This window comes from Cupriavidus sp. H19C3 (genome assembly GCF_049393815.1).
Lineage (GTDB): Bacteria > Pseudomonadota > Gammaproteobacteria > Burkholderiales > Burkholderiaceae > Cupriavidus.
On the sequence record NZ_CP184988.1, the window covers coordinates 34,814 to 57,030 of the forward strand.

At 62.2% G+C, this 22,217-nt stretch carries 24 protein-coding genes; 16 read left to right on the forward strand and 8 right to left on the reverse strand.

Going from position 1 to position 22,217, the window contains the following annotated elements:
- Positions 1–10: 10 nt before the first annotated feature.
- From merD to DFLDMN_RS32345, 8 genes are all read left to right on the forward strand, one after another.
- The gene (gene merD / locus DFLDMN_RS32310) at positions 11–376 is read left to right on the forward strand and encodes a mercury resistance co-regulator MerD (protein ID WP_000995360.1); all 366 of its coding nucleotides are present in this window, start codon (positions 11–13) and stop codon (positions 374–376) included.
- Entirely contained in the window at positions 373–609 is a 237-nt protein-coding gene (gene merE, locus DFLDMN_RS32315; protein ID WP_003132004.1) for a broad-spectrum mercury transporter MerE, read from the forward strand. Before merD ends, merE begins: the two co-directional genes overlap by 4 nt.
- Positions 606–1,607, forward strand: coding sequence for a DUF3330 domain-containing protein (locus DFLDMN_RS32320; RefSeq protein ID WP_008652068.1), 1,002 nt, complete (start codon positions 606–608; stop codon positions 1,605–1,607). The genes merE and DFLDMN_RS32320 overlap by 4 nt, the downstream gene beginning before the upstream one ends.
- The gene (locus tag DFLDMN_RS32325; RefSeq protein WP_027982055.1) at positions 1,513–2,082 is read left to right on the forward strand and encodes a recombinase family protein; all 570 of its coding nucleotides are present in this window, start codon (positions 1,513–1,515) and stop codon (positions 2,080–2,082) included. The genes DFLDMN_RS32320 and DFLDMN_RS32325 overlap by 95 nt, the downstream gene beginning before the upstream one ends.
- A 2-nt stretch (positions 2,083–2,084) precedes the next feature.
- Positions 2,085–5,051: a Tn3 family transposase gene (locus DFLDMN_RS32330; RefSeq protein WP_001138070.1), complete on the forward strand. Its 2,967-nt coding sequence runs from the start codon at positions 2,085–2,087 to the stop codon at positions 5,049–5,051.
- 210 nt (positions 5,052–5,261) lie between these two features.
- Positions 5,262–5,762, forward strand: coding sequence for a hypothetical protein (locus DFLDMN_RS32335; protein WP_423200858.1), 501 nt, complete (start codon positions 5,262–5,264; stop codon positions 5,760–5,762).
- Between the two features lie 23 nt (positions 5,763–5,785).
- Positions 5,786–6,886 (forward strand): IS5-like element ISRme1 family transposase, encoded by a 1,101-nt coding sequence (locus DFLDMN_RS32340; RefSeq protein ID WP_205182406.1) that lies wholly within the window; start codon positions 5,786–5,788, stop codon positions 6,884–6,886.
- 318 nt (positions 6,887–7,204) lie between these two features.
- Complete coding sequence (locus tag DFLDMN_RS32345; protein WP_150982636.1) at positions 7,205–8,236, forward strand: hypothetical protein; 1,032 nt, start codon at positions 7,205–7,207, stop codon at positions 8,234–8,236.
- A 57-nt stretch (positions 8,237–8,293) separates the two neighbouring features.
- Here the strand turns inward: DFLDMN_RS32345 and DFLDMN_RS32350 are convergent, their stop codons facing one another.
- From DFLDMN_RS32350 to DFLDMN_RS32380, 7 genes are all read right to left on the reverse strand, one after another.
- The gene (locus tag DFLDMN_RS32350; protein ID WP_011514926.1) at positions 8,294–8,644 is read right to left on the reverse strand and encodes a hypothetical protein; all 351 of its coding nucleotides are present in this window, start codon (positions 8,642–8,644) and stop codon (positions 8,294–8,296) included.
- A gap of 94 nt (positions 8,645–8,738) precedes the next feature.
- Positions 8,739–9,401: an SOS response-associated peptidase gene (locus DFLDMN_RS32355; protein WP_035832126.1), complete on the reverse strand. Its 663-nt coding sequence runs from the start codon at positions 9,399–9,401 to the stop codon at positions 8,739–8,741.
- A gap of 2 nt (positions 9,402–9,403) precedes the next feature.
- Positions 9,404–9,769 (reverse strand): hypothetical protein, encoded by a 366-nt coding sequence (locus DFLDMN_RS32360; RefSeq protein WP_423200859.1) that lies wholly within the window; start codon positions 9,767–9,769, stop codon positions 9,404–9,406.
- A gap of 221 nt (positions 9,770–9,990) precedes the next feature.
- Positions 9,991–10,599 (reverse strand): RNA ligase family protein, encoded by a 609-nt coding sequence (locus tag DFLDMN_RS32365; RefSeq protein ID WP_223506440.1) that lies wholly within the window; start codon positions 10,597–10,599, stop codon positions 9,991–9,993.
- A gap of 26 nt (positions 10,600–10,625) precedes the next feature.
- Entirely contained in the window at positions 10,626–10,844 is a 219-nt protein-coding gene (locus tag DFLDMN_RS32370; protein WP_029306742.1) for a DUF2188 domain-containing protein, read from the reverse strand.
- A gap of 1,239 nt (positions 10,845–12,083) precedes the next feature.
- Positions 12,084–12,323, reverse strand: a complete 240-nt coding sequence (locus DFLDMN_RS32375) for a hypothetical protein (RefSeq protein ID WP_029306741.1) — start codon at positions 12,321–12,323, stop codon at positions 12,084–12,086.
- A gap of 531 nt (positions 12,324–12,854) precedes the next feature.
- Complete coding sequence (locus DFLDMN_RS32380; protein WP_029306740.1) at positions 12,855–13,742, reverse strand: DNA-binding protein; 888 nt, start codon at positions 13,740–13,742, stop codon at positions 12,855–12,857.
- Positions 13,743–13,880: 138 nt separating this feature from the next.
- Here DFLDMN_RS32380 and DFLDMN_RS32385 point away from each other — a divergent pair, with 138 nt between their 5' ends.
- The 8 genes from DFLDMN_RS32385 (at position 13,881) to DFLDMN_RS32420 (ending at position 20,972) form a co-directional block, all read left to right on the forward strand.
- Positions 13,881–14,624, forward strand: a complete 744-nt coding sequence (locus DFLDMN_RS32385; protein ID WP_029306739.1) for a DUF6884 domain-containing protein — start codon at positions 13,881–13,883, stop codon at positions 14,622–14,624.
- The gene (locus DFLDMN_RS32390; protein ID WP_063834240.1) at positions 14,621–14,980 is read left to right on the forward strand and encodes a hypothetical protein; all 360 of its coding nucleotides are present in this window, start codon (positions 14,621–14,623) and stop codon (positions 14,978–14,980) included. Before DFLDMN_RS32385 ends, DFLDMN_RS32390 begins: the two co-directional genes overlap by 4 nt.
- Positions 14,981–15,017: 37 nt before the next feature.
- Positions 15,018–15,947 (forward strand): tyrosine-type recombinase/integrase, encoded by a 930-nt coding sequence (locus DFLDMN_RS32395; protein ID WP_029306737.1) that lies wholly within the window; start codon positions 15,018–15,020, stop codon positions 15,945–15,947.
- A 220-nt stretch (positions 15,948–16,167) separates the two neighbouring features.
- Positions 16,168–16,566 (forward strand): hypothetical protein, encoded by a 399-nt coding sequence (locus tag DFLDMN_RS32400; RefSeq protein ID WP_051731334.1) that lies wholly within the window; start codon positions 16,168–16,170, stop codon positions 16,564–16,566.
- A gap of 39 nt (positions 16,567–16,605) precedes the next feature.
- Complete coding sequence (locus DFLDMN_RS32405) at positions 16,606–17,664, forward strand: hypothetical protein (RefSeq protein ID WP_011514871.1); 1,059 nt, start codon at positions 16,606–16,608, stop codon at positions 17,662–17,664.
- A gap of 83 nt (positions 17,665–17,747) precedes the next feature.
- Complete coding sequence (locus tag DFLDMN_RS32410) at positions 17,748–18,170, forward strand: HU family DNA-binding protein (RefSeq protein WP_011239982.1); 423 nt, start codon at positions 17,748–17,750, stop codon at positions 18,168–18,170.
- Positions 18,171–18,534: 364 nt separating this feature from the next.
- Positions 18,535–19,488, forward strand: a complete 954-nt coding sequence (locus tag DFLDMN_RS32415; protein ID WP_011514872.1) for a DNA-binding protein — start codon at positions 18,535–18,537, stop codon at positions 19,486–19,488.
- Entirely contained in the window at positions 19,485–20,972 is a 1,488-nt protein-coding gene (locus DFLDMN_RS32420) for a tyrosine-type recombinase/integrase (RefSeq protein WP_011239980.1), read from the forward strand. The genes DFLDMN_RS32415 and DFLDMN_RS32420 overlap by 4 nt, the downstream gene beginning before the upstream one ends.
- A gap of 187 nt (positions 20,973–21,159) precedes the next feature.
- Here the strand turns inward: DFLDMN_RS32420 and DFLDMN_RS32425 are convergent, their stop codons facing one another.
- Positions 21,160–22,206, reverse strand: a complete 1,047-nt coding sequence (locus DFLDMN_RS32425; protein ID WP_011514873.1) for a YncE family protein — start codon at positions 22,204–22,206, stop codon at positions 21,160–21,162.
- Between the last annotated feature and the right edge of the window lie 11 nt (positions 22,207–22,217).

Sequence of the window (22,217 nt, forward strand, 5' to 3'; positions counted from 1 at the left end):
GAGGTGTTCAATGAACGCCTACACGGTGTCCCGGCTGGCTCTTGATGCCGGGGTGAGCGTGCATATCGTGCGCGACTACCTGCTGCGCGGATTGCTGCGCCCGGTGGCGTGCACACCAGGCGGCTACGGCTTGTTCGATGACGCCGCCTTGCAACGGCTGTGCTTCGTGCGGGCGGCCTTCGAGGCGGGCATCGGCCTCGACGCGCTGGCGCGGCTGTGCCGGGCGCTGGATGCGGCGGACGGCGACGAAGCGGCCGCGCAGCTTGCCCTGCTGCGTCAGTTCGTCGAGCGTCGGCGCGAAGCGTTGGCCGATCTGGAAGTGCAGTTGGCCACCCTGCCGACCGAGCCGGCACAGCACGCGGAGAGTCTGCCATGAACAACCCCGAGCGCTTGCCGTCCGAGACGCACAAACCGATCACCGGCTACCTGTGGGGCGGACTGGCTGTGCTGACTTGCCCCTGCCACCTGCCCATCCTCGCTGTCGTGCTGGCCGGCACAACCGCCGGTGCTTTCCTCGGCGAGCATTGGGTCATCGCGGCGCTCGGTTTGACCGGCCTGTTCCTTCTGTCCCTGTCGCGGGCGTTGCGGGCATTCAGGGAAAGAGAATGAGCGCTTTCCGGCCGGATGGATGGACGACGCCGGAACTGGCCCAAGCGGTCGAGCGCGGGCAGCTTGAACTGCACTACCAGCCCGTCGTCGATCTGCGCAGTGGTGGGATTGTCGGCGCGGAAGCCCTGTTGCGCTGGCGTCATCCGACGCTTGGACTATTGCCACCGGGCCAGTTCCTGCCCGTGGTCGAATCGTCCGGCCTGATGCCTGAAATCGGCGCTTGGGTGCTGGGCGAAGCCTGCCGCCAGATGCGTGACTGGCGAATGCTGGCATGGCGACCGTTCCGGCTGGCCGTCAATGTTTCGGCGAGCCAAGTGGGACCGGACTTCGACGGGTGGGTAAAGGGCGTGCTGGCTGATGCCGAGTTGCCCGCCGAGTATCTCGAAATCGAGCTGACCGAATCGGTCGCGTTTGGTGATCCGGCGATCTTCCCCGCCCTGGACGCCTTGCGGCAGATCGGTGTGCGCTTCGCCGCCGATGACTTCGGGACGGGGTATTCCTGTCTGCAACATCTGAAGTGCTGCCCAATCAGCACGCTCAAGATCGACCAATCGTTTGTCGCCGGGCTCGCCAACGACCGCCGCGACCAAACCATCGTGCACACCGTGATTCAGCTTGCGCACGGGCTGGGCATGGATGTGGTGGCTGAAGGCGTGGAAACATCGGCGAGTCTTGATCTATTGCGACAAGCGGACTGCGACACAGGACAAGGCTTCCTGTTCGCGAAGCCAATGCCGGCGGCGGCATTCGCCGTCTTCGTCAGTCAATGGAGGGGTGCCACCATGAATGCAAGTGACTCGACCACCACCAGTTGCTGCGTGTGCTGCAAGGAAATCCCGCTCGATGCCGCCTTCACCCCGGAAGGCGCGGAATACGTCGAGCACTTCTGCGGGTTGGAGTGTTATCAACGCTTCGAAGCGCAAGCGCATCGGTTACGTCCGCGTCAGCAGCTTCGACCAGAACCCAGAACGGCAGCTCGAACAGATCCAGGTGGATAAAGTGTTCACCGACAAGGCGTCGGGCAAGGACACACGGCGGCCCGAACTGGAACGGCTGCTCGCCTTCGTGCGCGAAGGCGACACGGTCGTGGTGCACAGCATGGATCGTCTGGCGCGCAACCTCGACGACCTGCGCCGCCTGGTGCAGGGCCTCACCCAGCGCGGCGTACGCATCGAGTTCCTTAAGGAGCATTTGACCTTCACCGGCGAGGACTCGCCGATGGCGAACCTGATGCTGTCGGTAATGGGCGCGTTCGCCGAGTTCGAACGCGCCTTGATCCGCGAGCGGCAGCGCGAGGGCATCGCGCTCGCCAAGCAGCGCGGGGCCTACCGTGGCAGGAAGAAATCCCTGTCGTCTGAGCGTATTGCCGAACTGCGCCAACGTGTCGAGGCTGGCGAGCAAAAGACCAAGCTGGCTCGTGAATTCGGAATCAGTCGCGAAACCCTGTATCAATACTTGAGAACGGATCAGTAAATATGCCACGTCGTTCAATCCTGTCCGCCGCCGAGCGCGAAAGCCTGCTGGCGTTGCCGGACACCAAGGATGAGTTGATCCGTCACTACACGTTCAGCGAAACCGACCTCTCCATCATCCGGCAGCGGCGCGGCCCGGCCAACCGGCTGGGCTTCGCCGTGCAGCTCTGTTACCTGCGCTTTCCTGGTGTCATCCTGGGCGTCGATGAGCCGCCGTTTCCGCCCTTGTTGAAACTGGTCGCCGACCAGCTCAAGGTCAGCGTCGAAAGCTGGGACGAATACGGGCAGCGGGAGCAGACCCGGCGCGAGCACCTGGTCGAACTGCAAACGGTGTTCGGCTTCCAGCCCTTTACCATGGGCCACTACCGGCAGGCCGTCCAGTTGCTGACCGAGATGGCCTTGCAGACCGACAAGGGCATCGTGCTGGCCAGCACCTTGATCGAGCACCTGCGGCAGCAGTCGGTCATTCTGCCTGCCCTCAACGCCGTCGAGCGGGCGAGCGCCGAAGCAATCACCCGCGCCAACCGGCGCATCTACGATGCCTTGGCCGAACCGCTGTCGGACGCGCATCGCCGCCGCCTCGACGATCTGCTCAAGCGTCGGGACAACGGCAAAACGACCTGGCTGGCCTGGCTGCGCCAATCGCCCGTCAAACCGAATTCGCGGCACATGCTGGAACACATCGAACGCCTCAAAGCGTGGCAGGCGCTCGACCTGCCTTCTGGCATCGAGCGGTCGGTGCACCAGAACCGCCTGCTCAAGATCGCCCGTGAGGGTGGCCAGATGACGCCCGCCGACCTGGCCAAGTTCGAGGCGCAGCGACGCTATGCCACCCTGGTGGCGCTTGCCATCGAGGGCATGGCCACCGTCACCGACGAAATCATCGACCTGCACGACCGCATCCTGGGCAAGCTGTTCAACGCCGCCAAGAACAAGCATCAGCAGCAATTCCAGGCGTCCGGCAAGGCGATCAACGCCAAGGTGCGGCTGTTCGGCCGCATCGGCCAGGCGCTGATCGAGGCCAAGCAGGCGGGCCGCGATCCGTTCGCCGCCATCGAGGCCGTCATGTCCTGGGATGCCTTCGCCGAGAGCGTCACCGAAGCGCAGAAGCTTGCGCAGCCCGAGGACTTCGATTTCCTGCACCGCATCGGCGAAAGCTACGCCACGCTGCGCCGCTACGCGCCGGAATTCCTTGCCGTGCTCAAGCTGCGGGCCGCTCCCGCCGCGAAGGACGTGCTCGACGCCATCGAGGTGCTGCGCGGCATGAACAGCGACAACGCCCGCAAGGTGCCCGCCGACGCGCCGACCGAGTTCATCAAGCCGCGCTGGCAGAAGCTGGTCATGACCGACACCGGCATCGACCGGCGCTACTACGAACTGTGCGCGCTGTCGGAGATGAAGAACGCGTTGCGTTCCGGCGACATCTGGGTGCAGGGGTCGCGCCAGTTCAAGGACTTCGAGGACTACCTGGTGCCGCCCGCGAAATTCGCCAGCCTCAAGCAGGCCAGCGAATTGCCGCTGGCCGTGGCCACCGACTGCAACCGGTACCTGAACGACCGGCTGACGCTGCTGGAAACACAGCTTGCCACCGTCAACCGTATGGCGACGGCCAACGAGCTGCCGGACGCCATCATCACCGAGTCAGGCTTGAAGATCACGCCGCTCGACGCGGCGGTACCCGACACCGCCCAAGCGCTGATCGACCAGACGGCAATGATCCTGCCGCACGTCAAGATCACCGAACTGCTGCTGGAGGTGGACGAATGGACGGGATTCACTCGGCATTTCGCGCATCTGAAATCGGGCGACCCGGCCAAAGACAAGAACCTGTTGCTGACCACGATCCTCGCCGACGCGATCAACCTGGGCCTGACCAAGATGGCGGAGTCTTGCCCCGGCACGACCTACGCCAAGCTGGCTTGGCTGCAAGCCTGGCACATCCGCGACGAAACCTACGGGGCGGCGCTGGCCGATCTGGTCAACGCACAGTTCCGCCATCCCTTCGCCGAGCACTGGGGCGACGGCACCACCTCATCGTCGGACGGCCAGAACTTCCGCACCGGCAGCAAGGCCGAGAGCACCGGCCACATCAACCCGAAATACGGGAGCAGCCCAGGGCGGACGTTCTACACCCACATTTCTGACCAGTACGCGCCATTTCACACCAAGGTCGTGAACGTCGGCGTGCGCGATTCGACCTACGTGCTCGACGGCCTGCTGTACCACGAGTCCGACTTGCGGATCGAGGAGCATTACACCGACACGGCGGGCTTCACCGATCACGTCTTCGCCCTGATGCACCTCCTGGGCTTCCGCTTCGCGCCGCGCATCCGCGACCTGGGCGACACCAAGCTCTACATCCCGAAGGGCGACGCCGCCTATGACGCGCTGAAACCCATGATCGGCGGCACGCTCAACATCAAGCACGTCCGCGCCCATTGGGACGAAATCCTGCGGCTGGCCACCTCGATCAAGCAGGGCACGGTGACGGCCTCCCTGATGCTCCGAAAGCTCGGCAGCTACCCACGCCAGAACGGCCTGGCCGTGGCGCTCCGCGAGCTGGGCCGCATCGAGCGCACGCTGTTCATCCTGGACTGGCTGCAAAGCGTGGAACTGCGCCGCCGCGTGCATGCCGGCCTGAACAAGGGCGAGGCGCGCAATGCGCTGGCCAGGGCAGTGTTTTTCAACCGCCTGGGTGAAATCCGCGACCGCAGTTTCGAGCAGCAGCGCTACCGGGCTAGCGGCCTCAATCTGGTAACGGCTGCCGTCGTGTTGTGGAACACGGTCTATCTGGAACGGGCTGCGCACGCGCTGCGTGGCAACGGCCATGCCGTTGATGACGCGCTGTTGCAGTACCTGTCGCCGCTCGGTTGGGAGCACATCAACCTCACCGGCGATTACCTCTGGCGCAGCAGCGCCAAGATCGGCGCGGGCAAGTTCAGGCCGCTACGACCGCTGCAACCGGCTTAGCGTGCTTTATTTTCCGTTTTCTGAGGCGACCCCTTCTTGAGTGCGAAACTGTCGTGGCTTTGTTTTGGCGTCCATTGTGCTTTTCCCCATTATTGCAGGGTACGTATCGACCGGCAGGAACGCTCCGGACCTCAACTTTTTCTTGACTTGAGCCGATAGTAAATAGACTGCGTAATGCAGTACTTGTCAACTAAGAAAACGGAAAAAATCATGAAGAAGACACTCCTGTTTGCGGGCCTCCTGTCTGGCTCGGCAGCGGTGATGGCGGCAAACGTGGGCACACCGTCCATGACACTCTCGATCGAAACCCCTTCGGGGAAGCAAGAAGCGTTGGTGTCGACGCTCGCGCCTTCGGTCACCTCTAATGGCAGGACGATTAGCTACGCACGATCCTGCAAGGTGGATGGCAGCGGTAAGCCGAGCATCGAGCGTGCCACGGTTTTCGAAGGAACGACGGTCACAGTGCATCCCAAGCAAATCAACGATGGGACGCGCGTGATTGCGAACGTTGTCGCAGTCAACACGCGCCTTCGCAAGATGGACAAGGTGGAGCAGGGGGGCTGCTACATCGAGCTGCCGGACGTTGATAGCGCCAGCGCCGAGAGCCATTTCAACCTGGCCAGCGGCAAGTCGGAATCGATGTCGCTTAGCAGGCTGCTGAAATACCGGCAGCGGATGTCCGCGCGACGACTAGCTGAAGCGTTAATCTGAGGACTCCATACAACCCCACATTCATGCGCGGCGCTGACACCTTCACCGAAAGTTTGTTCACCATGCGGCGGCTGGAAGATTTCGTGCCGAAGTCCCACCCCTTGCGCCCGATCCGCACCATGGCGAACCAGGCGCTGGCGAAGATGGATCGGCTGTTCGCGCAAATGTACGAGGCCGATATCAAGGGTGGCCGGCCCAGCATCGCGCCGGAGAAGTTGCTGCGGGCCATGCTGCTGCAGGTGCTCTACAGCGTCCGGTCGGAGCGCCAGCTCATGGAACAGACGCACTACAACTTGCTGTATCGCTGGTTCATTGGCCTGGCGATGGATGATGTGGTCTGGGTGCCCAGCGTCTTCAGCAAGAACCGGGAACGGCTGATCAAGCACGATGCCGTGATCGACTTCTTCAACGAAGTGCTGGCCATCGCGCAGAAGAAGGACTGGCTGTCGGGCGAGCACTTCAGCGTCGACGGCACGTTGATTAAGGCGTGGGCTGGCCACAAGAGCTTTGTACGCAAGGATGGCGACGACAAAGACGATAACGACGGTGCTGACTTCAAGGGTGAAAAGCGCAGCAACGAGACGCACGAGTCCAAAACCGATCCCGATGCCAGGCTGTATCGCAAGGGCAAAACCGCCAGTGAACTGCGCTACATGGGTCATACCTTGAGCGACAACCGCCACGGCCTGGTGGTCAGCGCCATGGTGACCAATGCGGACGGACACGCCGAGCGCGAGGCCGCGAAGGTCATGCTTAACGATGCCAGGCAGGTGATTGAGGACCTGAATGTGGAAGTCACCGTGGGTGCGGACAAGGGCTACGACGCGCACGAGTTCATTCAAGCCTGCCTGGAGATGAAGGTGACGCCGCACGTCGCACAAAACACCTCCGGCCGGCGCTCGGCCGTTCCCGACGCCATTGCAGGCACCAAGGGTTATGCCATCTCACAGCAAAAGCGCAAGCTGATTGAACAAGGCTTTGGATGGGCCAAGACCGTTGGGCGCATGCGCCAGGTAATGGTGCGCGGTCGAAAGAAGGTCGACCAAATGTTTGTGCTGAGTATGGCCGCCTACAACCTCGTGCGCATGCGCTCGCTGGGACAAATCCGCCCACAGTTGCAGTAATCGTGGTGATGAGGCCCGAAACGGTCGTCAAATCAACGAAAAAGTCGGTGAAGTGACGCCGCGCTTCCGGATTGTGAAAAATAGCGAGCCCCTCAGGCTTGTAGAGGGAAGCTTCGCTTTTTACGCGGCTAGTACTTCAGCAGCCTGTTAGTGGATCGAACGGAGCGTCCCTGAAGGTGACCGTTCAGCTGCCGTAACGAAGTCGAGGGGATGGCCGCACGAGCGGCCATCCAGCCGGATTTGCATGGCGACGACCAAGCTCGGCGAAATGGACACCAACCCTGCGCATTCACTGCGCATCAGGATCCGAGATTCTTTATGACAGACCTCCAAGTTGTTGAGCCGCAGCAGCTAGAGCTTGGCGTATCGTCAGGCATGCTGGAAGCATCTGCGGCCCTCTGCGCTTTGAAGATCACCCTTGACAGACATGCGCGCCGCTTTGTTGGTCAGGCCTACCTGAATGATTGGATGGGAGGACCGGGGACGTGCGCCTTTTGGGGTGACGAGTTCCTGGAGGTTGTAATCCCGTTCTTGAGGTGGGAGGATGGCCATAGCCGGCCTTTCCAGGCCTTTGTCGATCCCAGGTTCGTGTTGGGGGCGAGTATCAAGGGAAAACCGGAAGACATAGCTGCTGCTGAAGTCCCTAGCCGTATCAAGAAATATGCGGAAACGTTCGGTTCGATAGATAACGTCCACTACATCTGGTATCGCGCTTTGGGGATTCTCTGCGCGCACGAGGGAAAACACCGTGTCGCGTTCATGCGTGCCCACGACCAGCCTGCAATTGCTGCGTGGGTGAGTGAAGCGATGTACCCTGACGCAGACCGCATTACCATCGTTAAGCCAGATGAGGGGGAGGAATGGCTGGCGATATTGGATGGACGATACGTGCAAGTTCTCAGACGGCCAGAGGTATCGAGCGCGATGATGCGCGCTTATGGCGTGAAAGAAGCTCGCTGGCGCGAGCTCGTCGACATGCCCGACAAGGACCTAGTCATACAAGCCGTTCGTCAACGTAATTTTCATAACCAGCCCCGCAGTTCGGCTGAGGAAGACAGGGCTCTTGACCTTGATGAGCTCGCCCGCAAGGAGCGATCAGATGCGGAGTTGGTTTCCCGAACTATCCACGATATCGAACCCTTCAGGCTTGACTGGAAGCGCTACTGGTTTCCGGTCATTGCCTGCATGGTGGTAGGAATTCTTTTGAAGCTATTTGATAGTCCCAAGACCGATGAGCCAGCCCTGGTGTTGCTCGGTGTGGCCTGTGGATTAGCTGCGAGCATGTCGTTGCTCAAGTTTTGGGGACCACGCTCGGTGGCCGGGAGAAGCCGTGCATTTTGGCGACCTTAGGTAAGTGTCAACGCCAATCCGCTCGGCTCTGAGCCTTTCGCGATGGTGGCATGGCAATCACCCGATGAAGTGCTTCCACAAGAGATAGCCCGCCAATGCCAGTATGCCGAGCAGCACGCCAAGAATGCCATATTCACTTTGAATCGGCCGATTCCCTGATGACGGCGCCTTATCGCGCGTGTAATGGCGCTGAGCCCGCACGACGTCTTTGACTTCCTCGGAGGTTGGAAGGGCTATCCGGCTACGGGCGCTTCGCTGAGCTTCTCGTAGTGCAGCGATTTCGAGCTTAAGTTTCTCGATCTCCAAGGCGGTCTTCCGAGCTGACCATACTTGAATCAAGAAGCCGACGCTGCTTGCAGCGGAGGTCGCACCAGCTACGAACAAAATCCAGAAGTTTTCAACGGTCATGAATACCTGCGTGATGTACTAAGCCTCATGGTCGGACCTGGGCTGGTGAGCGTTGTGCTCCACGCGTTGTGTGTGGCGCAGGGCAGGGATCCGCCTATATGTCTGCGGTGTTCTCTGTTGATTTGCGCGTGCGTGGAGGCATTGGCGCTGGCTCAGCGATGAGAGATTCAGCAGGGTAGAGGCGAAGGAACGTGCGAGCGCGCTCGGCATCCCTGCAGGCAAGCCAGTCGTCCCAGTCGGCGCGAGGAACCAGTACCACGCTGCGCTTTTCGTCTCCGGGCTTATGGAACCGCTTCATCAACGGATGATTCTCAGCGTTGAGCGTTGGCATCGTAAAGGATATGGCCCCGTCGGACCATGCGCGCCACAAGCCGGCAATCGCAAACGGTTCATCGTGAGGCAGGCCGATCTTCCACCGCACGGCTTTGCCCGTCTCCCAGTTCGGCTCATAGAAGCCTGTTGCGCCTATCAGGCAAAGCTGGCCAGCCTTCCAGTGTTTTGCAAACGAGCTGAGCTTTCCGATGGTTTCGGCGCGAGCGTTGGCTGTCGGGTAGTAGCGTACGCCGGGTGGGATCTTCCCCTTAGGCACCATACTGAAGGATGCAAGCACGGCTTCACGCTCGCCACTCTCCGTTGCGCGGATGATCGGGGCAGGGTAGTCAGGCCAAGCTTCCGATCGCCATTCTCCGGCAGGCGGTTCGACGCCAAAAACGTCTCGGAGCACTTGCCATTGGACCGGCGCGTAGTTGACGCACATCATCACCCTCCATTCAATTTGCTGGACTTCCCCCGGCCGCGCACCACGTCAGCAGGAATTGGCGTTTCCAATTCCTCGCGCGTGATCGGCCGCATCAGCCAGGCTTGCCGGTATTCCTTCAGTTCGAAGTCGGCGCGCTCGAATCCCGTGACAACCAAATCGTCGGAAGTCATTCTGACGATCTTCGCGTCGTACAGCACGCCAAGTTCCGCAACGTCTTGGTGCTGGCTGTAGAGCATGATGGCATGCGGTATGACGCGGTGGGCGCGCGTATCCATGCGGTCCTCGATCACGACCTGGCCGCGCCATAGCAGCTGCCCGCCCCACCATCCGCGGTGTAGCCGGCGTCCTTCCAGGCAGAGTTTCATGACTTCGAAAAGCATACCTGTATAAATATACAGTGCTCACTAAACGGCCCGCAAGATCTGACGGGAACCACTTCGTCTAGGTTGGCTGTATCCCTCGGACGTCGGGGTGACAATACGGCACTTAAGAACCGAAAATGCGCCATCGTGATTGACCCCACGGTGACGATCCCGGCCCGCGTATCCATCCGCGGGCTTTTTTTTGCCTTTGGCAGGCACGCACGCTAACTACGCCGAAATGCGCCGTGCTTATGCGCATCGGGCCGCTTTACCTTGATCCAGTCAGTGGTTGGCCCACCTTGATAGGGGCTGCCGGCACGCTTGCATACGATGCCTTCAAGATTGAGCGCTAGAGCGCTCGCGAAGAGCCAATCCGCCTGATCAAGGACAGCCTGGACATAGAGAAGGCCGGGCAGGGCAGCGAGTAGCGGGCGCAGCATAGTCTTGCGCTCCTCGATCGGCTGCACCCGCACGTCCCGACCCCTGATCGCGAGAATGTCGAAGACGCAGTAGACAATCGGGTCGGCGCCTTCGTACCAGGACTTGCGCCTGGCCCGCCCATGCAGCCGCTCAAAGTCGGCGCGGCCGACGGCATCCAGCACGCAGACCTCGCCATCGAGGACCGTGTTGGCGGGGAGGGCCTTGAGGCTGTGGTGTAGTTCGGGGAACCAGGTAGTACAGTTGGCACCGTTCTTTGTTCGCACAGACGGGATCGAGCCGGTCAATGCCAAAGCTCGGTAGCCGTCGTACTTGACCTCGGCCCACCAGCCGTCGCCGCGCGGCAGCGACTTGCGCAGGCCGGGAAGCATCGGCGCGAATGCCGCCAGATCCAACGGTTCCGTACCTCGCGGCATGGGCCTTAGCCCTTAACGTCTCGCGGGTCATGGCCGAAGGTGTTGCGCTCACGGATCTGACCGTCGCGGCCGTGGATGAGCAACTCGACCTCGTCTTGTTTGGCGCGTTCGGTACCAGCCGCAATGGCTTCTTCCTGAGTAGCGAACATCGTCCGCCTGCCTCCTCCAGCCGCCTCAACCGCCCAGCCGTCGCCAGCCGGAACCACGTGGATGTCGTTGGCCATGATCGTCTCCTTTGTTGGCCTGACTTCAGTGTTCTATTCGAATCGGCGTTTCGGTATCAGATACTGTCCTACGGGCCATTCTGCGGGGCGTCAGCAGATGCTGCGTGTAAGCTGCAACCGCCACTTTCCGTTCCGAATCACGTGTCAATGTGATTTAACATAAACCTTATTATTGGTATCTGGTAGCTACCAGATAGCTACGCATGGCTTGATGTCGTTTTCCTCATACTGTATATATTCACAGTATGAGGCAGACAATCCATTCTGATGCTGGCCAGCAATTGCCGCTGCTGGTTGATCACTCGCCATGCACGGCGCCTGCAGCGCTGCGGGCGGAGACCATTGCGCCCGCAGTCCGGGCGGGCGAGGATGCTCAAGTGCCGACGGCTAGCGCGGCCCGAGTAATCGATCCGACAACTATCCACCCGTCCCTCTGGCGCGCGAGTCAACTTGCGCGGCCCGTTGGCCGTGTCGTTTCCAGCGGGATTCTAGAACTGGACGCGGAACTGCCGGGCGGCGGTTGGGCTGAGGGATCTGTCTCGGAACTGATCGTTAAACACCCGGGCATCGGTGAACTATCAATGCTCCGAGGAGCGCTGGACGCAGCGGTACAACGCAATCGCCCGATATGGTTGGTAGGCTGTCCGTATGCTCCAAACGGGCCCGAGCTAGCCCGCATTGGATTGGCCAGGCACGTTCGATGGGTAAAACAGAGTCGCCTGCCGACGCACAGTGGGCGTGCGAGACCATCCTGCGGTCGAATGCGTTGGGCGCGCTTGTGGCATGGTTGCCTCGCGCGCGACCAGAAGGGATCCGGCGCCTGCAGGGCCTCGTAGCGGCAACGGACGCATTGGCGTTTGCGATACGTTCTATCGGGGCTGCCCATGACGCCTCCGCGTCACCGCTGCGGATCGCGCTCGAGCCAGCGTCAGGAGGCTTCGTGCGCGCGCAGATACTGAAGCGTCGGGGGCCAGCGGCTTCCAATATTCTGCTGTTGCAGCTTGGGAGCCTTCCACATCTTTCGGGACTCAGTGGTGGCAACCGCGGGCAGGTCCGACCCAATTCAGAGACGACTCTGGACAAGGACAGGGATCGCAAGAAGGTCGCCGGGATCGTTGAAGTGGCCGGAGCTGGCACCTGACGTTGCTGTTCCAGCAGCAAACGCCATGCCGATAATTCCAATTATCGGCATGGGCGTAACACACGAAAAAGCCGCCCGGAGGCGGCTGGCCAGCCGACTTATTTGCCCCAGTCGGGCACAAGCTTGGTCGGCATGTCCAAGGACACGTAGGCATCACAGTCGTCCCATGCCTGAAGCTCGGACGTGCGCGGCGGCTGAACATCCTTGTGATGGCTTTGGCTTGCCCCCGAAGTGGGGTGGTACCAGGCGTACAGCCCGTCTTGATCGTTCACCATGTGGACGCGGTAGCCCTCGTTCTTCAGTTCCGCGATTCGTTCAGGACTTGGACCTTGACTCATGTTCTTCTCTATCTCAGGTTGCGGCTTCCGCCGGTGCGGGGCGCCTAGGGCGCCGGTTTTGTGACCCTGGGGGCGTTTTCTTTGTCATAAGGGACGAAAGGCCGCCCCGAAAGGCGGCCCAATCAAGCGCCTCAGGCCGATCTATGACTTGCGCCGTAGCTTCCTGAGTTCCAGCAGAAACATCCCAATCGTGGCCAGCTGGTAGGCCGCTGTTAGCAGATCTTGGCTGTGCTCCATGGCACCCTCTCTCCGTGTGAATCGAATGGCCAGTGTTCTGTCACGACTTCGTGGCGTCGACTGGCTGGGCCAATCTTCTGGCACCGCCGGAGACTTTTCCTCTTGTGGGTTCTTCGCGCCGCGTTGCGCAACGGAGCACCCAATTCACCCCAAGCCGGCTGCCGGCTGTGGTGCCCCTCGCCATCGCTGGCGTGCGGGTCGATGGCTTGCCGGTAGATGGTTTTCACCAGGTCAGCATGGAGCGCGAGAGGCATCAGCGCATCTCCTTCGGGGACTCGCCCGTCGATTCAGAGCTTATGGCGTGCCCGATGCGTCGGGCGTCGGCTTGCCGCGCGCAACACTGCGCTTCTCGGAGCCGGCCTTTCGCTCAGGCGATACCGGCCCAACAGCGCGCCGGAGATCCACCAGCTTTCGCCCTTCCCGTTCGCCGCGCGCTCGCACTAGCCGGCCGTCTACCAATTGCGCCGTGAGCTCGTTCACCTGGACGTTTGCCTGTTCCTCGCGTGCCGATGCTTCGCGAAGCGCGCTTTCTATGCGCTCGCGCTCCCTTTCCGCGCCTTCAAGTCGGGCGGCGGCTACGGCCGCCTTTTGCTCCGCGATAACTCGATCCCCGCGCTCTTTCGCTGCCTCGGCACGCGCCGCCTTCAGTTCCTCCTCCAGCCCCGGCACGGCTTCCAGGCGAAGTTGCGACTTGGCCAGGTCCGTCCGGACGGATGCGGCCGCGTTGCGCTCGTGTTCCGTTTCGGCACGAGAAACGCCCAGATCTGCCTCGAGCTGCTGTACGCGCCCCGCATATGCATCGCGCTCCGATTGCAAAGCCGCATTCTCGGCCTGCACGGCTTCAAGCTGGCTGATCAGCCGCTCGTTTTCGATGCCAAGGTCACCGTTGACCTGCTGAAGTTCAGCCACCTCTGCGGACAGTTCTACCTTCCCTTCCGTAATGAGCTTGGCGAGATAGTCAGCCAGGACGCGCTGCAGCGGCGCCGGCAGTGCCATCGGCGCTTCGGGGACTTGCACCTGCTCGGATTTCCAGTCGGCCAGCATACGCATCACGGTCGACTGAGAGCCGACGTCACCAAGTTCTTTGCGCACTGCCCGAACGGTGACCTTGGCGCCGGCGGCGCGGAGGGCGTTGGCCGCGGCGTTGACCTGTTCTTGCGTAATGGACGCTTCACGGATCATAACAACTCCAATGTGTTACGTATTGTTATGTTATGAATGTTATGTTTTGTGCATAGCGAACGCAAGCTGGATGCTTGACATGCCGCTTAGTGGCGTACGCTCAAGGGGCAATTTCGCCACATCGCTTGAGTGCCCGCAATGCAGCTTGCCTTCTTCCCGCACAACACAAAAGTCGAATTTGATCCCGCGGCGGCGGCCCTGATTGTTCTGGCTTGTTCCGGAAAGAAAGCCGCCGTCCGCTCCCCTGCCCTGCATCTCTACCAAGGCGTGATGTACCAGACCTACCGTGCCCACACTCCATGCGGCACCGCCGCGCCTGCGATGGTCATCCTCTCCGCCAAGCACGGTTTCGTAGCGCCCGACGACACGCTCGACCCGTACGATCTGCAGATGACAACTGCCCGCGCAGACGAAATCTTGAAAAGGCTGAATCAGTCCGTGATGCAGGTGGCCTGGCCATTCAGGGCCAGTAGAGTGCTCCTCGCCGGAGGACAAACTTACCGGCGCGTGATGCGCGCTGCGATCCGGCTGGTAGGCGCGGAGCGCCTGCCCATCGAGGAGGTCAGCGGCGGTATCGGCAACCAGCGCTCTCAACTTGCTCGTTTCCTCGCTGGAATGGCCCCGCAGTTTGTCGAGCAGATTGGCTCGCATCCGAACGGCAACCCGGTGTTTCGGCGATATGGTCCATTCGAAGTGGGCGCCGAGGTAGAACTCCAATACCGGGTGATTCCAGGTTCGACGACCACGCCTGCGCACGTTCTTGCGCTCTTTCCGGGACCTATCGGGCCGACCGCAGAGGTAGAAATCGCTTGCGATGTGAAAGGTCGCATGAGAGGGAGTACTCGCTGGGTCAGCGTAACGGACTTGGGGCTAACGTCATGAGCATCGAGGCCGAAAACCAGCGCATTTTGAGTGGGGAGGCCCAGCGCCTCGCGGAACATCTGGACGGTACGGCCGAGCAGTTGCTCGCCCTCGCCTTTGCCGGCTACCACGCTTGGACAAGGAATCGTCGACTCCAATTTCCCGAGAGTCGCCGGCACGCCTTTTTGCTTGAAATCCTCCGTTACTGCGCAGACGAGCATCTACTCGAATGCCCGCCGCTTGAGATGAGCCGCGTGGAAGCGGTGGAACAGGCGATGGACGCTTACTACCCTCGTTACGCGCGCCTTCGGCGGGCGCCGCGCTCGGGCAGGCTACCCCTCCACTTGCAAGCAGATCGCGTCGCGAAGCGACGATAGGTTTGCGAGGCAGGCAACTTTCAGTATATAAATTCTTATGGATAAACTGTGGCTTTCCGATCCCCAACGGGCGTATGCCGACTGGCAGGCCCGCGAAGCCGCTGGCGCTGACCGGCGGCCGTTCTCCCAGCAATCCATCGTTCAGCATCGGGCGATGTTCGACAGGTTCCACCGATACCTGGTCGGGTGCGGTGCCACGCTGGCCAGCTTCGGCGCCGATGTTCTCGATGGTTTCTGGCGCGACGGCGATGCCGCAAACTACTCGCCAGCGACGCGCATGCGCTATCTCAAGCTGGTCGATCGCCTCTGCAGGCATCTTGTGGCCATCGGCGTCCGGGATGCCAACCCTGCCAGCGAACTCGTCGTCGGTCAGCACTGGCCCGTCGACGATCCCGATGTTCTGTTCCTGCCCGAAGACGTCGACCGTGACATGCAGGAGTTCGTACGACCACAGCCCTCCGACGATCCGGTCACCCTGCAGAAACGGGCGATCATCGCGATGTTCCTCAGCACCGGTGTCACGGCCAGCGAAGGCCGCGCGGCGCGCATCCAAGACCTGAACCCCCACGCATCACCGCCATATCTCCACGTACCGGCGCGCCCACCCAAGCTATCCCGAACCATTCATCTGGAGCCCTTTGCGGTCGCGACACTGAGCGCATGGCTCGGTGAGCGCCGAGCTTGGCCAGCCGAGGGCGATCTCCTGTTCTCCCTCAAGCGCACAGGCACGCCGATCACGGACATGAGCCTTGGCAAGATCGTTCGTGAGGCATTCGCCGCGGTTGACCACGAGGCCGAAGACATGGGCCCGCGAATACTGCGCAACACCTACTGCCGGCGGCTGTTGATTCGTGGCGTCGCGCCCGACGCAGTTACGGAGCGGCTGGGCCTGGCCAGCAACCGGACGGTTACACGAATCGCCGCCACACTCGACCCGCCTGAGAGCCAGGATCGCCCCCCTCTTTAGCCGGGGAGGCCGTCGCAAGCCTGCTACGCCATACTCGCAGCTCGAATTTCCGGACAAACGAACTGAACAACACCGGGAGAAGCAACATGGTCACCACCCTCGCCTGGGCTCTGTACGCCCTCACCCTCTTGGCCGCGCTTTTTGCGGGCCTGCGCTGGATTATCACGAACGACCCGAGCTACGCATGGGTCGAGTAACGATCTGCTTGGCGGCCTTGGCCATGATCGGCGCTTCGCTGGGCACAGCCCATGCCTTTACGAAATGCCAGCGCGCCAGCCGAGTGTTGTACACGCAGGATCTGTACTGCCCAACAGGTTATTCTCCGGTTGCCAGCACTGCCGTCGGGACGGTCTCTACTATCGGCAAAAGTGAAGGCGTGCGCCGGCAAGAGCAGGAGTATCTCGAGGCGCGCGCGAGCACGTCTCGCGCGGGGGCGCAGAACGCCACTGCTACCACGTCCGTACAGGCCCAGCCACAGGCCGTTGCATGCGATGCGCTCGCCGAGCAGGCCAGGGCCGTTGAAGCTTCGATGCGACGCCCCAACCCATCGTCGTGGCAAGACAACCTGCGCCAGCAGCACCGCGTGATCCGCGACCAACAGTACCGGATGGGATGCTAGGATTCCGAAGGTCTGAGTATCGATTGATCGCGTCGCACAGTGAAACAAGCCAGTCCCAAAACGTCGCAGCGCGCGGCGGCCGCCCTTACCAGGCTTCGCGCCGCCGCCACACTGCAAGGCTTCGTCTGTCACGCGACGACATGGCACAGCGTCAGTGCCAAGATTCTCCTTGAATGCGCCAGTGGGCATCGCTTCGAGCGCGCCGCATACGGCGTCCTATACAAGGCCTCCGGTTGCCCTGAATGCAATCGCGCCAACGTCGCAGCGAAGTTCCACAAGCTCGTGGCCGCACGCGGCGGCCAGTGCCTGAACGACGGCGGATTTTTGGGTGGAGCAGCGATACACCGGATACGCTGCGAAAAAGGCCATGAATGGACGCCAGAGGGCCGAAGCGTATTGGCGGGCTATTGGTGTCCTCGTTGCGCTGGAAAGCCCACGATTTCCACCCCGCAACCGAAAGCGTCAAAGTACGGTCTGATCGACCTCCACAGAAAGGCCGCCGAGCACGGTGGAAAGTGCTTTGCAGCCGTGTGGAAGACTGGTCGCGATCATTACCCGTTCGAATGCGCGGCCGGCCACCGGTGGGAAGCGATGGGCTACAAGGTTCTCAAACAGGGGAACTGGTGCCGAGCATGCACGGATGCCAGACTTGGGGAAAGGCGTACCGATGCCGAGGGCTTAGCGCGCATACAGAAGGCCGCTCACGAGCAAGGCGGCCGATGTTTGAGCACCGCCTATCATGGAACGGCCGCGACCTACCGGTTCCTCTGCAAGGCTGGCCACGAATGGGATGCACTCGGCAACAACGTCCTCCAGGGAGGCTGGTGCCGGCGTTGCCGCAACGAGGGACAAAAGCTGGGCATCGAAGCCATGCACGCCGTGGCACGGGAGCGCGGCGGCAAATGTCTCTCCGAAACCTACCGCACCGGCAAAGCGAAGCTCAAGTGGGAATGCCATCGTGGCCACGTATGGGACGCAACCCCGTCCGGGGTAAAGGCTGGCCACTGGTGCCCGTCATGCGCGATTCTCAACACCATCGCGCCAAAGAATCAGCACAAACGCCGGCGCTACGAGGCCGCAGCAAAGGCCGCAGACTAGCAATTCCTATTGCACGAAACGCGGCCTTCTCGCTAAGCTATTTCGGTCCGGCCAGATGCCGACATTTTCGAAACAGGAGCTCCATGGCAACAAAGAAGACGGCCGCCCCGAAGACAGCGGCCAAGAAACCGGCAGCGCCGGCGAAGAAGGCTGCACCAGCAGCAAAGAAGGCAGCTGCCGCGCCCGTGGCCAAGCCGATCAAGGATACGTTCAACAAGTCGAGCCTGCTCGCCCACCTGGTGACGCAGACTGAGTTGGACAAGAAAACCGTTCAGACGGTGCTTGCCCATCTGGAGAACACCATCGCCAGCGCCATTCACAAAAAGGGGGCCGGTGAGTTCACGTTCCCGGGACTGTTCAAGGTGTCGGCCATCCAGGTGCCTGCGACCAAGAAGCGCTTCGGCCGGAACCCCTTCACTGGCGCTGATCAATGGTTCGCCGCGAAGCCGGCCTCGGTGAAGGTGAAGGTCCGTCCGTTGAAGAAGCTGAAAGACGCGGCTCTGTAATACCGCTGCCTATCAAGCAAAAAGGCCTGGCACATTGCCAGGCCTTTTCATTTGGAGCAGGGGTCCCTTTGATTTCCCTGCACATTACCGGGGTAGCCGCCCCTAGTCTCCACGCGGGGTTCCGGCCAGCGCTCGCCTGATACCCCAGTCAAATCAGTCATTGCTGACTGGTCCTTTGCTCCGTCCCCTGAACCTAGATTGGCCTCTCAGCCCCCGGTAGCGTGCCGGCAAGCCCGTGCGGCGCGCTGTTTCCGCAAGATAACTAGATTTATCCGTCTTCGGTAATTTCAGATTACCTTTAAATTGCTTTCCTAACGTTATACATGTACGTAAGATAGGGTGACATTTACGCTCGGACGCCACCATGCCCCGCCTCGCCGCCACGCCCGACCAGATCCGCGCCACCGTGCTGGCCATGCTGACCGAAGCCGGCGACGCGGCGCCGCCTTCGGCCGCACGCTTTCGACGCGTGGTGTCGGTGCGCAAGCTGCGCGACCGCCTCGGCGGCGGCGACCCGGCGACGCTGTCGCGCACGCTCAATGCCATCGAGGCCGAAGTGGTGCGCGCGGGCCTGGCCGACCTGGCCCTGCCCGAGCTGCCCGCCGAGATCGCCGAAGCGATGCGCGCGTTGTGGCAAGCTGCGGTCGCGGTGCAGCTTGACGATGTGGTGCGTCTGCGGCGCGAGGCGCAACAGACCGCAGAGGCCGCGCAGTCCGCCCGCGCCGAGGCCGACCTGCGGGTCGAACTGCTGCGCCAGGAACTCAGTGAGGTCCGCGGGCAGCTTGCCGCGCGCGACACCGTACTGGCCGAAGCCAGAGCGGCCCTGGCAACGGCTAGCGCGCGGGCCGACGAGCAGGCGGCACGTCGTGGCGAACTCGAGACGGCACTCGCGACCGTGCAGGAACGTGCCGTGGCGGACGAGCGCGCCCACACCGAGGCGATCGCCACGATCCAGACGCGCTACGAGGCCCTGTCGAAACAACTCCTGCAGGAAACCGCCCATCAGCGCGATGCGGTGCGCGCCGAGCGCGCACAACTGGCCTCACAACTCAAGTTCGCGGAGCGGCGCATCGCTGCGCTCGAAGAGGAGCGCGGACGACTGGACGCAGAACTGGTCAGCGAGCGCGCCGCGCGCCAGACCGCCGTCGGCGAGGCGAGCGCGCTCAAGGCCGTCACCGCCAGCCAGCGCGCCCAGCTCGACGAAATGCTGCGCGCGACCCTGGCCGCTGCCACGCCCGCCGCCAAGGTGGCACGTGCGACCCGATCGACCGCCAAGCCGGCCGGTAAGCCCGACGGCAAGCGCCGCGACAAGCCATGAATCCGGCCGACTGGATCGATACGGGCGCGGTGCCGCCGCGCCCCTTGCCGGCCAAGGTAGACGCGGCGCTCGCCTACCTCGCCGAGGCGCTCGGGCACCCGGTCTACGCGCACTGGACCCTGACGCGCATCAAGCGCCGCTACGGATCGCTCGCGGACGCCAAGGCGGCGCAGCCGACGGTCCTCAAGTTGCTGCTGACCCACGACGGGGCGGTCGAGTACTGGGAGCGCGGGCGTCTGCGCACCGCGCCGGCGGATCAGGCGCCGAGCCCGGACGCGGTCCTCGCTCGGCTGCTGCACACGCATCGGCGTCGCTTCCGGTCCGCCGACGCCTCGGCGAACGCAGGGGCAGTGCCGGCGACCGCGCAGACAACGGGGCTGGTGGCAAATCCGTGGTTGGCTGCGCACAGTCACGCAGATCACGCGTGGCTCGCGCGCACCGGCCGCTTTGCCCAGCCACAGGCCGCCGCCAACACGCTGGGCGCCGTCGACGACGCGCAGGCGCTGGCGCTTTTTCTGCGCGACCGGACTGGCCGATCGTCCCACACGCTACGCGCCTATGGGGCCGAGCTGCGTCGGCTGATGCGCTGGTGCGGCACGCATGGCTTCGGGCCTTTTTCGGATCTGACGCGCCAGCAACTGCTCGCCTACCGGCACACGTTGGAGCACGGCTCGTCCGGCACCGCGAACACCACACCGCCGCTGTCCGAAGCGACCCGCACGCGCGCACTCGCGGTGGTAGCCAGCCTCTACGGCTACTGGTACGCCACCGGCTACCTGCATGCCAACCCGGCCGCCGGACTGTCCGCCGGCAGCCGCGCACGAAGCGGCTTTGTGCCGACGCGGCTGATCCCGTCGGCACTGCTAGACGCGTGCGATGCCTGGCTTGACGCAAACAGTGCCGGCGATTTGTTGCCGGCGCTTCGCCAGCGTGCGATTTGGGCGCTGTATCGCTATGCCGGCGTGCGCCTGGCGGAACTGGCCTGGTCGGCCGAGACTGCACTGCCCCGACTGGAGGCCGAGGCGCCTGGGCGGTGGACGCTCTATGTCTGCGGCAAGGGGCGCAAGGTACGAGCCATCCCGCTGCCGGCCCAGTGCATGGTCGTGCTGCGGGCCTATCGGCGTGCCCGCGGCCTGCCACCCGAGCCATCGGCGCACGAAACATTGCCCGTGATCCACGGCAGCAAGGGGGAAGCGCTGCAGCAGACGGGGCTCTATCGGGAGATCAAGGCGATCTTCGCTGTCGTGGCCGATGGTCTGCAGGCGCGCGAACCCGCAAAGGCGATGCTGCTGCGCGCCGCGTCGCCCCACTGGCTGCGCCACGCCTACGCACGTACGCTGGTGGTCGACCACCAGGTGCCGCTGCCGGCCGCCCAGGCGCTGCTTGGCCACGCCTCCGTACAAACCACGGCAGCCTACGCCAAGACAGATCTGACGCAATTGCGTGCCTTCGTCGATGCCACGTTCGCTGATGATGTGCCCTAGTGACCGGTCGGGCCGGCGAGGACCCGTTGTGCAGGCGACGCGGCGCCTGGTCGACCAAATCAGATGGCGCGGAACAACCCATCTCAGTCGTTCGGGGACCTGACATGAAGTGACCGCTATGGGCGCCGATATAGACGTCCTGATCCGGAGCAGTCAGGATGTGCGAGCGATATTGCCAGAACGAGCGTTAAGGCCTCATAACCCGCATTGCGGGGTGATGATCTGCATTCTTCAGCGGAAGATAGATCTCATGCGAAGCGGGGTCGACGGCGAGGCTGTGCGCATTCGCTCCGACAAAGCCTTCCGCGACCTTTGTCACGTCTGTAGCTGTGACCTTGAAAACCGACAGCACGCCTGACTCGCTTGCCACATACACCTGGCCAAGATCTTCGTCATAACCCAGCACATCCGGCTCCCCGCCGACGCCGAAATTTGCGACGATCCGTTTGGCTTCCAAATCCATTACTAGCAAGCGATCAATGCCCTCACAGACGATGAACGCTAGCCGGAACTTCGGCACGATTAGCAACCCGTGGTTGCCTTCTGCTCCCGGCAGCGCGATGCGATCCAAGACTCTGTCAGTCTGCGGATCAATCTCGGCCAGAGACTGGCGACCCTGGACGTTCACGAAGATGTGTTTTGAGACGGGGTCGTACTGCGTGTTCCCGACGGCTCCGCCTAACTCAATGGTAGCCACACGCCGGTTAGTGCGGACGTCGATCACGGTTTCGGTGTTGCCATGCTCGTCAGAGACATACAGCTTGCCAACCTCTGGCGCATAGGCGATCCCGTCAGGATACTTGCCGCCTGGGATGCGGGCTACGATCTTAAATGTGGATGCATCGATTGCCACGACCTCATCGGTTCCGGTTGCCGACGCGTACACGCGATTGAGCTCGGGAATGGCGAGCGTTCCATGCACATGGCCCACGTTGGATATGGTTGCCGCAATGGTCTTCGTCTTGGTGTCCATCACGACGATCTCGCTATCACCGAGATGCGCAATGAATAGCTTGGAACGGGTCGGGTCGAGGCTGAGATAGTCCCATCGGGTCTTCCCACCCGGCAATCGAAAGTCGCCTACGTGTTGCAGCGGCAAGGCGCGAGAAGGCATCGTCGTCGTACCGGACAGGCAGGGAGCTGGGTCGAGCAACATAGCAAACAAGAGTGCCAAAACGGATAGGCCGTGGTATCGCAGCGATTGCTGTTCTCGCGGGGTGCGCCTTGTGAACATAGAGATGCTCC